Origin of the sequence: Halomonas sp. KM007 (assembly GCF_050709225.1) — a bacterium.
GTDB lineage: Bacteria > Pseudomonadota > Gammaproteobacteria > Pseudomonadales > Halomonadaceae > Vreelandella > Vreelandella hamiltonii.
Genome location: NZ_CP136131.1, coordinates 3,128,062 through 3,141,354, shown reverse-complemented (window position 1 = coordinate 3,141,354; position 13,293 = coordinate 3,128,062). Strand labels below are relative to the sequence as shown.

The following is a 13,293-nucleotide window of genomic DNA, read 5'->3' as shown; positions in this document are numbered from 1 at the left end:
GGTGATCAGTGCAGCGTCACGCGATTCAGGAACTGAACCAACGCGCGAGTCAGATACTCGACGTCGCGAGTGCCGGACGTTTCACGAATGGAGTGCATGGCCCACTGCGGCAAGCCCACATCGATGGTCGGCACGCCCACTTCGGTCGCCGTGATCGGACCGATGGTGCTGCCGCATCCCATGTCCGCCCGGGTGACGAATGACTGCACGGGCACATCGGCTTCTCGACACACATCGCGAAACAGTGCACCGGTCACGCTGTTGGTGGCATAACGCTGGCTCGCGTTCACCTTGATGACCGGACCGCCGTTGATGGCCGGGCCATGCCGGTCATCGTGCTTGTCACGGAAATTGGGGTGCAACGCGTGGGCGTTATCGCAGGAGATCATCAGTGACGACTGAATCAGTTGAATCAGTGACTCTTCACTACCGCCACCCACCTGCACGTTCAAGCGCTTGAGCACGTCCCCAAGAAACGGACCCTGTGCACCGCAGGCGCTGGCGCTACCGACCTCTTCATGGTCGTTGGCCACCAGCAACGCCCCCTGCTCGCCATCGCACGCCAGCAGCGCCTCCAGCCCGACGAAGCACGACAGCAGATTATCCAGCCGCGCACTGGCCAGCAGCTCCTGGCGCAGCCCCACCAGCGCAGGCGGCTGCACGTCGTAAAAGCCCAGCTCGAAATCGACGATATCCACGGCACGCAGCCCGTGCTGGGCTTCAAGCCACTGCGCCAACAGATCGTTGAGCTTGAGATCGTTGCTCTGCAGCAGTACCGGTGCCATCTGGGTTTGCGGATTGATCGAACGACCGCCGTTGACGTCGCGATCCATGTGAATGGCCAGGCTCGGAATCATCGCCACCGGCTGCGCCACGTTCAGCAGCACGCTCTCCAGGCGCCCATCGGCATGGCGTACATGCACCCGCCCTGCCAGCCCCAGCTCACGGTCGAACCAGGGCGCCAACAGCACGCCGCCGTACACCTGCACCCCCAGCTGCATCCAGCCCGCCGAGTACTGCGTGGCATTAGGCTTCAAGCGCAACCCAGGGCTGTCGGTATGCGCTCCCAGCATACGCAGGCTGGACAACTTTCCGGCAGGCAGCTGGAAGGCGATCAGCGACGAGTCATTGCGCGTCACGTAGTAACGCTTGCCCGGCGACAGCGGCCAGTTGGCGGTTTCTTCCAAGCGTGTAAAGCCCGCCTGCTCCAAACGCTGCGCCATGTTATGGGTAGCGTGCCATGGCGTGGGCGACTGCTCCAGGAAATCGCACAGTCGCGTTAAACGTTCTGCGTTGAAAGCCTCGGACATGGAAATCCTCTTTACAGTAATGATTGAGTCTCACAGGGTAAATGACCTGCTACAATGCTCCCTCGGCTTACGCAACTCATGGGCTAACTGCGTGTCTAGGGAAGAATGAGTGTACACAAATCCGGGAGAGCTTGACTGATGAGCTTGTTTGCAACGCTTTCGCGCTCGGTCGCCCTTGCTGTCATGCTGGTGATGACCAGCCCGGCAGCGATGGCGCAACTGGCGCCGACAGACGAACAACGCCAAGCGGCCGTAGAAATTGCGGATTCGCTCCGCTATGGCCACTACGCGAACATTAATTTTGACCAGCAGTGGTCCGAGGAGGCTTTCCAGCGCTACCTGGACATTCTCGATGGTCAGCGTGCCTATTTGCTCAACCGTGATATTGAACCCTATCGTCATCTGGAAAACGATATGGCCGAGGCGCTGTTCGAAGGAGAACTCGACGACGCCTTTGCACTCTACAACCGCCTGAGCGAGCGCCACACTTCTCGCCTGGAGTGGCTGCTGGCACGCCTGGACGAAGGCCTCTCGCTGGAATTCGAAAGCGACGAGCGCCTGGAGGTGGATCGTGAGAGCGCTCCCTGGGCCAGCCGTGAAAGTGAACTCGATGAACTGTGGCGCAAGCGCCTCAAGAACGACGCCTTGACCCTGGCACTCACCGGTCAAGACGACGAGCAGATCGAGAATAACCTGCGCCAGCGCTACGAAGGCCAATTGACCCGCCTGGGCCAGACCGAATCGGAAGACGTTTTCGGCCTGCTGATGGCCGCAGTGTCCAGCACCATCGACCCGCACACAGGCTACCTGTCGCCCCGCCAGGGCGAGTCCTTCGACATTCAGATGAGCCTTTCGCTGGAAGGCATTGGTGCCCTGCTGCAAGCCGACGGTGAATACGTCAAGGTCTCCAGCCTGGTACCCGGCGGCCCCGCCGACCGCGCTGGAGTGCTCGAACCCGCTGACCGCATCATTGCGGTAGGCCAGGAAGATGGTGAGATGGTCAACGTCGTGGGCATGCGCCTGGACAACGTGGTCGATCTGATTCGCGGCCCCAAAGGCTCGGTGGTACGCCTGGACGTCGTGCCTGCCCAAGCGGTCGACATGACCCGCTCGCAAATCGTGGAAATCACCCGTGACACCGTCAGCCTGGAAGACCAGGCCGCCAAAGGCGAAGTCATCGAAGTCATGCGCGAAGGCGAACCCCATCGCATCGGCGTCATCACCGTACCGACCTTCTACGTCGACTTCGATGCCTGGCAGGCGGGCGAAGAAGAGTACCGCAGCACCACCCGTGACGTAGCCCGAGAGATCGACAACCTCAAGAAAGAGGGTGTGGAAGGCATCGTGCTCGACCTGCGCAATAACGGCGGCGGCGCCCTCCAGGAAGCCAACTCGCTGATCGGCCTGTTCATCGATCGCGGCCCCACGGTACAAGTGCGTGACGCCCAGGGCCGCATCCAGCTCTACGGCGACACCGAAGCAGGCACGGTCTACGACGGCCCCCTGACCGTTCTGGTCAACCGCCTGTCGGCATCGGCCTCCGAGATCTTCGCGGGCGCCATTCAGGACTATGGCCGCGGCATCGTGGTGGGCGCCTCTACCTTTGGCAAAGGCACGGTACAGACCCTCAACGACCTGAGCCACGGCCAGATCAAGCTGACACGCGCCAAGTTCTACCGCATCTCTGGCGACAGCACCCAGAATCGCGGCGTAGAGCCGGACATCGCCTTCCCCAGCCTGATCGACCCCGAGCGCATTGGGGAGAGCAGCCTGGACAACGCCCTTCCCTGGGACACCGTGCAGAACGTTCAGTATCGTCGCTACGGCTCGCCGGAAACGGTCCTGCCTACCCTCATCTCGCTACATGAGGAGCGCGCCAAGGGTAACCCCAATTTCCGCTACCTGGAGCGCCAGTCCACCCTGGCCCGCCAGTTGCGCGAACAGCACACCAGCGTCAGCCTGAACCGCGAACAGCGCCAACGTGAGCTGGAAGCTCAGGAAGCCGAGCAGCTGTCACTGGAAAACCAGCGCCGCCGCGCACTGGGTCTCCCAGAACTGGAAGAGTGGATGGATGCCCGCAGCGACGGCACCCAGGATGACGAGACCGACACCGAGCGCGACGAAGCCGCTCCCGTCGACCGCGCTCATGTGCTGGAAGCCGCCGAAATCCTGCTCGATTTCGCACACCTGGAGAAAGCCCAGCGCATGGCACGCCGCTGAGCAGCCCCTGCCCCGACGCCTGACGGCGACGGGGCAGCCTGTCCAGGCAAAACGACCCGCGCAGAACGCTCCATGCAAAACGCCAGCCCTTGGGCTGGCGTTTTGCCATATGAACGAATCGACTGATGGAACCACTTACCCCGTCAGCACAAGGCCGCACGCCGAGCTGGCCGATCTCCCATCTTCAACAGGCGCTTCGTCAAGCCAGCCAGCTGCACTTCGCTGCCTTTTGCCCCCGCCTCGATAATGGCCATGGCCCATGCAGGCAGCTGCGGCGCAAGATGATAGTATACCCACTGCCCTTCACGCTGGTCGATCAGCAGACCACACTGGCGCAACTGCGCCAAGTGACGCGACACCTTGGGCTGCGACTCCTCGAGCGCATACGTCATTTCACATACGCACAGCGACCGCTCCTGGGCGATCAGCAGTACCAGCATCAAGCGCGTCTCGTCGCTCAAACATTTAAAGACCTGCAGCGCCTGCAAGCCAGTTGCATCCTTCACGCGCTTCTCCAACGTTCGTTACCGTTCTGATGCTCATGCTACCGAAAAAGCTGGCGACAGGGCATCATTAAACGCCTCGAGCAAACGCAACGGACACAACAAAGCCTTACCATGCACCAGAGCTTGATATGCATTAGAGCTTGATAAGCACTAGAGATAGAGAAAAAGGAAATATGGCGAACTACGAAAGGGAGGAGAATTGAGCGGCTAGATCGATAATACGTGAAGCAGTGAAATGGCTCCTCGAGCAGGACTCGAACCTGCGACCCAATGATTAACAGTCATTTGCTCTACCAACTGAGCTATCGAGGAACATCTGTGCGTCAGCAACGAAACATGCTTCGGCAATAAAAGCAGAATAGCGAATTGGCTCCTCGAGCAGGACTCGAACCTGCGACCCAATGATTAACAGTCATTTGCTCTACCAACTGAGCTATCGAGGAACATCTGTATCGCTATTGCGCTTGAGCGAGAACCTTTGCCAACCTGTTAACTTTTCAGCTATTTGCCGAGAGTTCGGGTTGGTGTTTGGCTCCTCGAGCAGGACTCGAACCTGCGACCCAATGATTAACAGTCATTTGCTCTACCAACTGAGCTATCGAGGAACTGCTCAAACACGGTGCGTAGTATACTGATAGAAACGCGCGGGTCAAGTCTCGATTACGGGGGAATGCCTAGCCCCTGGTTTCGTGTATCCGTATAATGCAGGCATTCAACGGCCGCACCAATCGCTGCCCAACCGTTATTTCATTCATCCCTCGTCTCCCCCCGACGACCCATAGATGACAGGTACCGATGGCGAAGAAGCTCTTCATCAAAACGCACGGCTGCCAAATGAACGAGTACGACTCCTCGCGTATGGCGGACCTACTCGGCGAATCTCACCAGCTGGAGCTCACCGACAACGAGAAGGAAGCGGACGTCATTCTGCTGAACACCTGCTCGATTCGTGAAAAGGCACAGGACAAGGTCTACCACCAACTGGGCCGTTGGAAGAAGCTCAAGGACGCCAACCCGGAACTGGTCATTGGCGTAGGTGGCTGCGTGGCCAGCCAGGAAGGCGAAGCGCTGCGCAAGCGCGCACCTTACGTGGACATGATCTTCGGGCCGCAAACCCTGCATCGTGTTCCCCAGATGCTCGACGCCCGCAAGAACAACCAGATTGCGGCAGTGGATGTCACCTTCCCGGAAATCGAGAAGTTCGACCACCTGCCCCAGCCCAAGTCGGATGGCGCCACGGCGTTCGTATCGGTGATGGAAGGCTGCTCCAAGTACTGCACTTTCTGCGTGGTGCCCTACACCCGCGGCGAAGAGGTCTCGCGCCCCTTCGAAGACGTCATGGATGAGGTCATCCACCTGGCCGACCAGGGCGTACGGGAAATCAACCTGCTGGGCCAGAACGTCAACGCCTATCGCGGCGACAATGAGGATGGCGACGAGATCGACCTGGCCGAACTGATCGCCTGCATTGCCGCCGTGGACGGTATCGACCGTATCCGCTTCACCACTTCGCACCCGGTGGAGTTCACCGATAGCCTGGTCGATGCCTTTGCCGACATCCCGGAGCTGGTGAGCCACCTGCACCTGCCGGTACAGTCTGGTTCCGACCGCATCCTGAGCGCCATGAAGCGCGGCCATACGGCGGAAGAGTACATCGAGAAGATGGAGCGCATCCGCGCCAACCGACCGGACATCAGCTTCTCCTCCGACTTCATCATCGGCTTCCCCGGCGAGACCGAAGAGGATTTCGAAGCCACCATGGACTTGATCCATCGCATTGGCTTCGACCACTCCTTCAGCTTCGTCTACTCGGCACGCCCTGGCACCCCCGCCTCGGGCCTGCCCGACGACACGCCGGAAAGCGTCAAGAAGCAGCGCCTGGCCATTCTGCAGGAGCGCATCCTGCAGCAGGCGGCGCAAATCAGCCGCCGCATGGTGGGCTCTACCCAGCGCATTCTGGTAACCGGGTTCTCGCCCAAGGACCCCGGCCAGCTCTCCGGTCGCACCGAGAACAACCGAGTCGTCAATTTCCGTGCCGCCAACCCCACCGAGCTGATCGGCTACTTCGTGGATGTCGAGATCACCGAAGCGCTGCCCAACTCGCTGCGTGGTGAGCTGGCCTCCGCCGAGCGTTATTGAGCCTTCTCTTATCCTGGGTAATTGCCCCGACCCCGTCGGGGCATTAAGCTGAAACGCACACACACCAACGAAAGGGTTTCCTACTCTTGAGCCAGCCATCACCTCAGGCCAATCGCATCATTACCCTAAGCCTTGAACCCAATGACCCGCAGCGCCTTGCCAGCCTCTGCGGCCAGCAGGACGAGCACCTAAAGCTGATCGAGAGCCGCCTGGACGTGACGTTGCGCAACCGTGGCAACGTTTTTCAGCTGGCCGGTGCGGCCAACCGCATCAAGGCGGCCGCCAATGTCCTCGAGCACCTGTACCGTGAAACGGCAGCCGCCGAGCTATCGGCGGATACCGTCCACCTGTTTTTACAGGAGTCAGGGCTAGAGGCCCTGGAGGAAGAAGAGGACGGCGAAGGCGGCAGCGACGAGGTGATCATGCGCACCCCCCGTGCCATGATCAAACCCCGCGGCCTGAACCAGCAACGCTACGTGCAGAGCATCCGCGAACACGACATCAACTTCGGCATCGGGCCTGCGGGTACCGGCAAGACCTACCTGGCAGTGGCCGCGGCGGTCGAGGCACTGAACCAGCAGGAAGTGCGCCGCATCCTGCTGGTGCGCCCGGCCGTCGAAGCAGGCGAGAAGCTGGGCTTCTTGCCCGGTGACCTGGCCCAGAAGATCGACCCATACCTGCGCCCGCTGTACGACGCGCTCTATGAGATGATCGGCTTCGAGCAGGTGGCCAAGCTGATCGAGCGCCAGGTGATCGAAATCGCTCCGCTGGCGTACATGCGTGGCCGTACGCTGAACAACTCCTACATCATTCTCGATGAGAGCCAGAACACCACGCCGGAGCAGATGAAAATGTTCCTGACGCGGATCGGCTTTGGCTCGACGGCGGTGATCACGGGTGACATTACCCAGGTGGACTTGCCGCGCGGCCAGCGTTCGGGGCTTTCCCAGGTGCTGGACGTGCTCAAGGAGACCCCCGGCATCGGTGTGACCCACTTTGCCGCCAAGGACGTGGTGCGTCACCCGCTGGTGCAGCGCATCATCGAAGCCTATGACGAGTTCGAGTCGCAGCAGGAAGTGGCCGAACGCGCCCGCCGCGAAACGCGTCAGCAAGAGCGCGAAGCGCGCATGCTGGCCCTCGAACGTCAGGGTCATCGCACTGGAGACGGCGACTCATGAACGAGCCGATGATCGATCGGCAAGCGGCCATCGACGAACCGCTGCTGCCCTCTCTCGACCAGCTCACCCAATGGGTGAGCTGCGTGTTTGCTCGCCATCCTGACGATGACCGCCAGGAGCTGACCATCCGGTTCGTGGATGAAGCCGAGAGTCAGGCGCTGAACCGCGACTACCGAGGCAAGGACAAGCCCACCAACGTGCTGTCGTTCCCTTTCGAGAACCCGCCTGGCATCACGCTGCCTCTGCTGGGCGATCTGGTCATCTGCCATGCGGTGGTGGCCCAAGAAGCCCACGAGCAGCAAAAGCCGCTGGAGCACCACTATGCGCACATGGTGGTTCACGGCACCCTGCACCTGATGGGCTATGACCATATCGAAGAGCAGGAAGCCGAAGAGATGGAGCAGCTCGAGCGAGAGCTGCTGGCGACCCTGAAGATCGATGACCCTTATCAGGCGTGAGTGGCTTTGTTGCAGAAAGCTGCTGCTAGCGGTGGTGTCTGCCGCCACTCAGTGATACAACGATGAGCTGTCATCACCCCCCTTTAATCGAACTACCTTGCCCGTAACTGAGAGAACTGACGCAATGAGCGAAGATCGATCGAGCAACCCCAATCAAAAATCATGGCTCGAGAAACTCTTTGGCGCCCTTTCCGGAGACAGCGACGAACCCAGCTCACGGGATGAGCTGATGACGTTTCTACGCCACACGGCCGGCAAGCTGAAACTGGATCAGGACGCCATCATGATCATTGAAGGCGCCCTCGACATCAGTGCCCAGCAGGTTCGCGAAATCCTCATCCCGCGCTCTCAGGTCACCGCCATCGCCCTGGACCAGACCAGTGACGACTACCTGCCGCTGATCCAGGAGACCGGCCACTCCCGCTACCCGGTGATGGGTGAAAATCTCGACGACGTCAAAGGCATTCTGCTGGTCAAGGACCTGCTGCCGCTGCTCTCCCAGACCCAGGAGCAGCGCGACGCCTTCAAGCTGGAAGACGTGCTGCGTCCGGCCATGTTCATTCCCGAATCCAAGCGCCTCAACAGCCTGCTCAAGGAGTTCCGGGACACCCATAACCACATGGCCATCGTCGTGGACGAGTATGGCGGCACGGCGGGCATCATCACCATCGAAGATATCCTCGAACAGATCGTCGGGGATATCGAGGACGAGCACGATACCGACGAAGAGGACGATATCCGCACGCTGGAAAACGGCCACTTCGCCATCCGTGCCTTGACGCCCATCGAAGACTTCAATGAACGCTTTGGCACGGCCTTTTCCGATGACGAATTCGACACCGTGGGGGGGCTGGTCATGCAGCAATTCGGCCACCTGCCCGGCCGTGGCGAGCACACTACGCTAGGCGGTTGGCGCTTTGTCATTCTGAATGCCGACAACCGGCGCATCCGCCTGCTCGAGGCCTATCGTGAACGCGATGCCGACGACGAGACCGACGCTGACTAGCCGCCACTGGCGCTGCGTTACCGTTGCACCCTGCTGAGAGGATATTGCTATGGGGTTGACTCCCACATTACCACTTCAACTGCTGGCCGCCCTGGTGGCCGGTGGTTTTACCACGCTCACCGCCTCCCCTTTCGAACTCTGGTGGCTGGGGCCTGTCGCCATTGGCCTGCTCTTTCTGGGCCTGCATCAGCTGAGCCCGGCTCAGGCCGCGCTGAAGGGGTGGCTGTACGGGGTGGCACTGTTTGCCAGCGGCACCTCCTGGGTATACGTCTCGATCCATGATTACGGCTATACCGGCATGCCCTTGGCGGTCTTTCTCACCGCGCTGTTCGTGACCGTACTGGCGCTGTTTTTCGCGGGTACGTTCTGGCTCTATCGACGCTTCGTCGGCCCCCGTTGGGCAGTGGTAACCTTCGCCGGAGCCTGGGTGCTGGGTGAAGTACTGCGCACCTATCTGTTTACCGGGTTTCCCTGGCTGCTGGTCGGGTCGAGCTACGTCGACTCGCCCCTGGCCAGCTGGGCCCCCGTTGGCGGCGTCTATTGGCTCTCGTTGCTGGTCGTTCTGAGCGGCACCCTGGGTGTGGCCTTCCTGCGCCGCCAGTGGTGGGCAGCGCTGCCGCTGGCGGCCATCTGGCTCACGCCTCTGGCACTGCCCCAGCACTGGACCACGCCGGTGGACGAACCCACTCGCGTGGCCCTGCTGCAGGGCAACCTTCCGCAGCTCCTGAAATGGACACCGGAAGGCCAGCGCAGCGCTGCCAATATCTACAGCGACCTGACCCGTCAGGTCGCAGACGATGTCGACCTGATCCTGTGGCCAGAGACCGCCCTGCCCATGATCGACAGCCAGGCGCGCCCAGTACTGGAGCGCGTGCAAAGCAACCTGCCGCCTGAAACGGCGCTGCTCACCGGCATCGTGCAACTGGACGAGGCCAATCGCTACTTCAACAGTGTGATTGGTGTCGGCAACGTGGAAGGCAGCTACCAGAAAGAGCATCTGGTGCCGTTCGGTGAGTACTTGCCGCTGGAAAGCGTGCTGCGCGGGGCGATCAACTTCTTCGACCTGCCCATGTCCAGCTTTAGCAAGGGGGCATCTCATCAGGTGCCCATGCAGGCCGCCGGGGTCACCATCGGTAACGCGATCTGTTACGAGATCATCTATCCGCAGCTGGTGGCACGCCGCGCCATGGATAGCGATGTCATCGTCACGGTCTCCAACGACACCTGGTTCGGCGCCTCCATCGGCCCACACCAGCACCTGCAAATGGCGCGCCTGCGTGCGTTGGAAAATGGCCGCTACGTGGTGCGTGCCACCAGCAATGGCATTACCGCTATCATCGACCCCCGCGGCAGGCTCGTCGACCGTGCACCGCAGTTCGAAACCACCTACCTGACCGGCGAGTTCCACGCCATGCAGGGGCTCACGCCCTTCACCCGCATGGGTAGCTGGCCCACCTGGCTGCTGGCAGGCCTGCTGTTGCTGCCTGGGGTTGTACGTCGCCGCGCAGGATAACGCACCTTACCAGCCCTGCCTGCTGCCTGGCCCCCGCATTGACGCCGTTGACCGGCGAGCGGGGGCCTTGCTTTTAGCGGGCCGAGGGAATTTCCCCCAGCACTTCTGGAATAGTCATTTTCACATAGCGGCCTGGGGCAGGCTCGATCACCTTCAACTCCCCCTCTCCGGGCTGACGGGCCGGCACCATTTTCTTCGGGTCGGCATCCGCATAGCCGTTCTCCGTCACCCAGGCCTGCCAGTGCGGCCACCAGGAGCCTTCGTTGAAGGTCGCCCCTTGCTGCCATGCATCGTGGGAGTCCGGCAGCTCGTCGTTCGTCCAGTAGCCGTACTTGTTCTTGTGCGGCGGGTTGACGATCCCGGCGATATGTCCGGAGCCCCCTAACACGAAGGTCACTGGCCCCTTGGGCAGCAGCGCACCGTAGTAAGTGCTGTTCCACTTGGCAATGTGGTCTTCCTTGGTCGAGACGAAATAGCTGGGCGCCGAGATCTTGCGCAGGTCGATCTTGACGTCGTCCAACTCGATGCCACCGGGCTCTACCAGGCGATTTTCCAGATACATGTGGCGCAGGTACCAGGCGTGGGTGCCTGCGGTCAGGTTGGTGCCATCGGTGTTCCAGTAGAGCAGGTCGAACGCCGCAGGCACGTCACCTTTCAGGTAGTTGTTGATGTAGAACGACCAGAACAGATCGTTTTCCCGCAGCAGGTTGAAGGTGTAGGCCATGGAGCGACCGTCCAGGTAGCCCTTGAGCTGCATGCTCTGCTCCAATCCTTGAATGACGCGCTCGTTGAGAAAGACGCCAATGTCGCCCGGGTCGCGGAAATCCTGCAGCGTTGCCATGTAGGTCACCGACTTGACCTTGCGGCCACGACGCGTGCTGGTCAGGTAGGCCACCGTGGACGCCGTGAGCGTTCCTCCCACGCAGTAGCTGACCAGGTTGACCGACTTTTCGCCGCAGGCCTGTTCGATGGCCTCCATGGCGCTGATCAGCCCCAGCTGCATGTAGTCGGCCCAGGTGATGTCGCGTTGAGCAGGGCCAGGGTTGCGCCAAGAGATCAGAAACACCGTGTGCCCCTGCTCTACCAGCCACTTGACCAGTGAGTTGTCGTCGCGCAGGTCGAGAATGTAATACTTGTTGATCCATGGTGGCACGATCAACAGCGGCGTCTTGAAGGTTTTCTCGGTGGTCGGGGCGTACTGAATCAGCTGAATCAGCTCGTTTTCGTATACCACAGAGCCCGGCGTCACGGCGATGTTGTCGCCGACCCCGAAGGCGCTACGGTCGGTCATGCGTACGTTGATCCCTTCGGCCGAGTTGGCCAGGTCTTCGCGCAGGCGGGTCAGGCCGTCCACCAGGTTCTGCCCCTTGGTCTCCAGCGTACGCCGCATGACTTCCGGGTTGGTGGATACGAAGTTGGTGGGCGACATGGCGCTGACCACCTGACGCGCATAGAACGCCAGGTTGCGCTTGTGGGTGGGGTCCAGCCCGTTCAGGCCGTCGATCAGCTCCTCGACCATCTGCGAAAACAGCAGGTACTGCTGCATGATCGCCATGTAGTAGGGGTCCTGGCGCCAGGCCTCGTCGCTGAAGCGGCGGTCATGCTTGGGGGGCGTGATCAGCGGCGTGACCTGCTCGCCCGCCATGGCGCGAAGGCCCTGCTGCCACAGCAGCCACTGGTCCTGGATCAGCCGCGATTGGGTTTGCCACAGCAGGTTGGGGTTGCTCATCAGCGACTGGGCTGCCGCCTCGAAGCTTTCACGCATGTCACGGTAGACCGAGTCTGCGGCTTCACTGGGCACGATGCGCTGTAGCAGGTCTTCGAGCAGCCCCTTGTACTGCTCGGCAACGTCGTCCAATTGAGCTTTCCAGGCCTCCATTTCCGACTGGGTTAGCGGTTGAGACGGTATTTTCCACCCTGACTGCATACGAGTTCCCCCTCGCGTGCCGAGCATTGTTCGCTCTGACAGCTCATCCAAAAGAACGCGGCGCCTCATCGGCGCCGCGAACAGTATGTGATATCAGCTCTTGCGTGACGACTGGCTGGTGGCCTTGGCCGAGGACTCGCCTTTCGCGGTTGCCGTGGCCTGTTCGCTCATTTTTTGCCCGGCTTCGCTGAACAGCTTCTCCATTTCTGTCTTGAACTGCAGGGTCATCTCGCCCATGGCGCGGGCATCTTCCTGCATCTGCTGGGAAAGCTCGTTCATCATTTCCGCTTGCCGGGTACCGAAGTCACGCAGGCTTTCGGCATCGTTGATTTCGGTGGCGCTGCGAATACGCTCGGTCCCCATCTGGCTGTAGCGCTTCATGGCTTCCAGCTGGTACTGGGTCATCTTTTCCATGTTGTTGAGCATCAGCGAGTTCATCTTGCGCATCGGCTCGAACATCTGGCGGGTCTGGGCGCTGAACGCCTCTAGCATCTTGTCTTGCATTGTGGTAGCTCCTATCTCTCATTCCCTGGCATGAGCCTGGAGTGGCTCATTCACATCGCAATTATTGTGCATCGCACAAAGAGTAATCGCTGGCTTACCGCTTGACAACTCTGCTTTGGCGGCAGCCCTACCCTTTAGCGCGGGTTCGTGACGAGGCGGCTTTCGCCTTGGTACCTCGACTGCTGGCCGTGCTGGGTGCCTCTTGCTCCTCGCGGGACTGGCTGCTGCTGGTGGCACTGGAACCCGCCTGCCGCAGCATGTCCAGCATCATCTGCTGGTAGGTACCGAAGTTGGCCAGCCCCTGCGATAGCCCTTGTTGCATCATCGGCTGCTGCAGGAACGGGCGCATCAGGCTCATGGGGTCGTAACCCTCCACCCCGGACTCCATCTGGTGCTGGATGTTGTCCAGCAGGCTTTGCTGAAACGCCTCGACATCCGGTAGCCCCAGCGAACGCCGAAACTCGTCCGGCGTCAGGTCAAACTCAACGTTGATCTTCATAGGTGACTCCTTGACCGTCATGCTTGAGTGTAG

At 60.7% G+C, this 13,293-nt stretch carries 11 protein-coding genes and 3 tRNA genes; 6 read left to right on the top strand and 8 right to left on the bottom strand.

The window, feature by feature from the left end; genetic code table 11:
* Positions 1-5: 5 nt before the first annotated feature.
* The gene (locus RVM27_RS14895) at positions 6-1,310 is read right to left on the bottom strand and encodes a M18 family aminopeptidase (RefSeq protein ID WP_498956904.1); all 1,305 of its coding nucleotides are present in this window, start codon (positions 1,308-1,310) and stop codon (positions 6-8) included.
* 138 nt (positions 1,311-1,448) lie between these two features.
* Here RVM27_RS14895 and RVM27_RS14890 point away from each other — a divergent pair, with 138 nt between their 5' ends.
* On the top strand, positions 1,449-3,530 hold the full coding sequence (locus tag RVM27_RS14890; RefSeq protein ID WP_498956903.1) for a carboxy terminal-processing peptidase: 2,082 nt from the start codon (positions 1,449-1,451) through the stop codon (positions 3,528-3,530).
* Positions 3,531-3,673: 143 nt separating this feature from the next.
* On the opposite strand, the gene RVM27_RS14885 is transcribed toward RVM27_RS14890, so the two are convergent.
* The 4 genes from RVM27_RS14885 to RVM27_RS14870 all read right to left on the bottom strand — a co-directional run bounded on the left by RVM27_RS14885 (position 3,674) and on the right by RVM27_RS14870 (position 4,641).
* Entirely contained in the window at positions 3,674-3,970 is a 297-nt protein-coding gene (locus tag RVM27_RS14885) for a metalloregulator ArsR/SmtB family transcription factor (RefSeq protein ID WP_229800785.1), read from the bottom strand.
* A gap of 302 nt (positions 3,971-4,272) precedes the next feature.
* Positions 4,273-4,348 (bottom strand) — tRNA-Asn (locus RVM27_RS14880).
* Between the two features lie 55 nt (positions 4,349-4,403).
* Positions 4,404-4,479, bottom strand: a tRNA-Asn gene (locus tag RVM27_RS14875).
* Positions 4,480-4,565: 86 nt separating this feature from the next.
* Positions 4,566-4,641: transfer RNA gene (locus RVM27_RS14870), tRNA-Asn, on the bottom strand.
* Positions 4,642-4,831: 190 nt separating this feature from the next.
* On the opposite strand from RVM27_RS14870, the gene miaB reads away from it, so the two are divergent.
* From miaB to lnt, 5 genes are all read left to right on the top strand, one after another.
* Complete coding sequence (gene miaB / locus RVM27_RS14865; RefSeq protein ID WP_039181090.1) at positions 4,832-6,175, top strand: tRNA (N6-isopentenyl adenosine(37)-C2)-methylthiotransferase MiaB; 1,344 nt, start codon at positions 4,832-4,834, stop codon at positions 6,173-6,175.
* A gap of 86 nt (positions 6,176-6,261) precedes the next feature.
* A complete protein-coding gene (locus RVM27_RS14860; protein WP_016914440.1) occupies positions 6,262-7,353 on the top strand; it encodes a PhoH family protein in 1,092 nt (363 codons plus the stop codon).
* Positions 7,350-7,811 carry an rRNA maturation RNase YbeY gene (gene ybeY, locus RVM27_RS14855; RefSeq protein ID WP_227406724.1) on the top strand — a complete coding sequence of 154 codons (462 nt, stop codon included), beginning with the start codon at positions 7,350-7,352 and terminating at the stop codon, positions 7,809-7,811. The genes RVM27_RS14860 and ybeY overlap by 4 nt, the downstream gene beginning before the upstream one ends.
* A 124-nt stretch (positions 7,812-7,935) precedes the next feature.
* On the top strand, positions 7,936-8,817 hold the full coding sequence (locus RVM27_RS14850) for a CorC family transporter (protein ID WP_227406725.1): 882 nt from the start codon (positions 7,936-7,938) through the stop codon (positions 8,815-8,817).
* Positions 8,818-8,866: 49 nt separating this feature from the next.
* A complete protein-coding gene (lnt, locus tag RVM27_RS14845) occupies positions 8,867-10,330 on the top strand; it encodes an apolipoprotein N-acyltransferase (RefSeq protein WP_498938284.1) in 1,464 nt (487 codons plus the stop codon).
* A gap of 73 nt (positions 10,331-10,403) precedes the next feature.
* On the opposite strand, the gene phaC is transcribed toward lnt, so the two are convergent.
* From phaC to RVM27_RS14830, 3 genes are all read right to left on the bottom strand, one after another.
* Positions 10,404-12,257 (bottom strand): class I poly(R)-hydroxyalkanoic acid synthase, encoded by a 1,854-nt coding sequence (gene phaC, locus RVM27_RS14840; RefSeq protein ID WP_498956902.1) that lies wholly within the window; start codon positions 12,255-12,257, stop codon positions 10,404-10,406.
* A gap of 93 nt (positions 12,258-12,350) precedes the next feature.
* On the bottom strand, positions 12,351-12,761 hold the full coding sequence (locus RVM27_RS14835; protein ID WP_016914445.1) for a phasin family protein: 411 nt from the start codon (positions 12,759-12,761) through the stop codon (positions 12,351-12,353).
* A gap of 127 nt (positions 12,762-12,888) precedes the next feature.
* Positions 12,889-13,260, bottom strand: a complete 372-nt coding sequence (locus RVM27_RS14830; protein WP_016914446.1) for a hypothetical protein — start codon at positions 13,258-13,260, stop codon at positions 12,889-12,891.
* Between the last annotated feature and the right edge of the window lie 33 nt (positions 13,261-13,293).

Bases quoted from the DNA above. Each gene is read 5' to 3' on its own strand.
- RVM27_RS14830 (WP_016914446.1), bottom strand. From the start codon at position 13,260: ATGAAGATCAACGTTGAGTTTGACCTGACGCCGGACGAGTTTCGGCGT.
- lnt (WP_498938284.1), top strand. From the start codon at position 8,867: ATGGGGTTGACTCCCACATTACCACTTCAACTGCTGGCCGCCCTGGTG.
- phaC (WP_498956902.1), bottom strand. From the start codon at position 12,257: ATGCAGTCAGGGTGGAAAATACCGTCTCAACCGCTAACCCAGTCGGAA.
- RVM27_RS14895 (WP_498956904.1), bottom strand. From the start codon at position 1,310: ATGTCCGAGGCTTTCAACGCAGAACGTTTAACGCGACTGTGCGATTTC.
- RVM27_RS14890 (WP_498956903.1), top strand. From the start codon at position 1,449: ATGAGCTTGTTTGCAACGCTTTCGCGCTCGGTCGCCCTTGCTGTCATG.
- RVM27_RS14835 (WP_016914445.1), bottom strand. From the start codon at position 12,761: ATGCAAGACAAGATGCTAGAGGCGTTCAGCGCCCAGACCCGCCAGATG.
- RVM27_RS14850 (WP_227406725.1), top strand. From the start codon at position 7,936: ATGAGCGAAGATCGATCGAGCAACCCCAATCAAAAATCATGGCTCGAG.
- miaB (WP_039181090.1), top strand. From the start codon at position 4,832: ATGGCGAAGAAGCTCTTCATCAAAACGCACGGCTGCCAAATGAACGAG.
- ybeY (WP_227406724.1), top strand. From the start codon at position 7,350: ATGAACGAGCCGATGATCGATCGGCAAGCGGCCATCGACGAACCGCTG.
- RVM27_RS14885 (WP_229800785.1), bottom strand. From the start codon at position 3,970: ATGCTGGTACTGCTGATCGCCCAGGAGCGGTCGCTGTGCGTATGTGAA.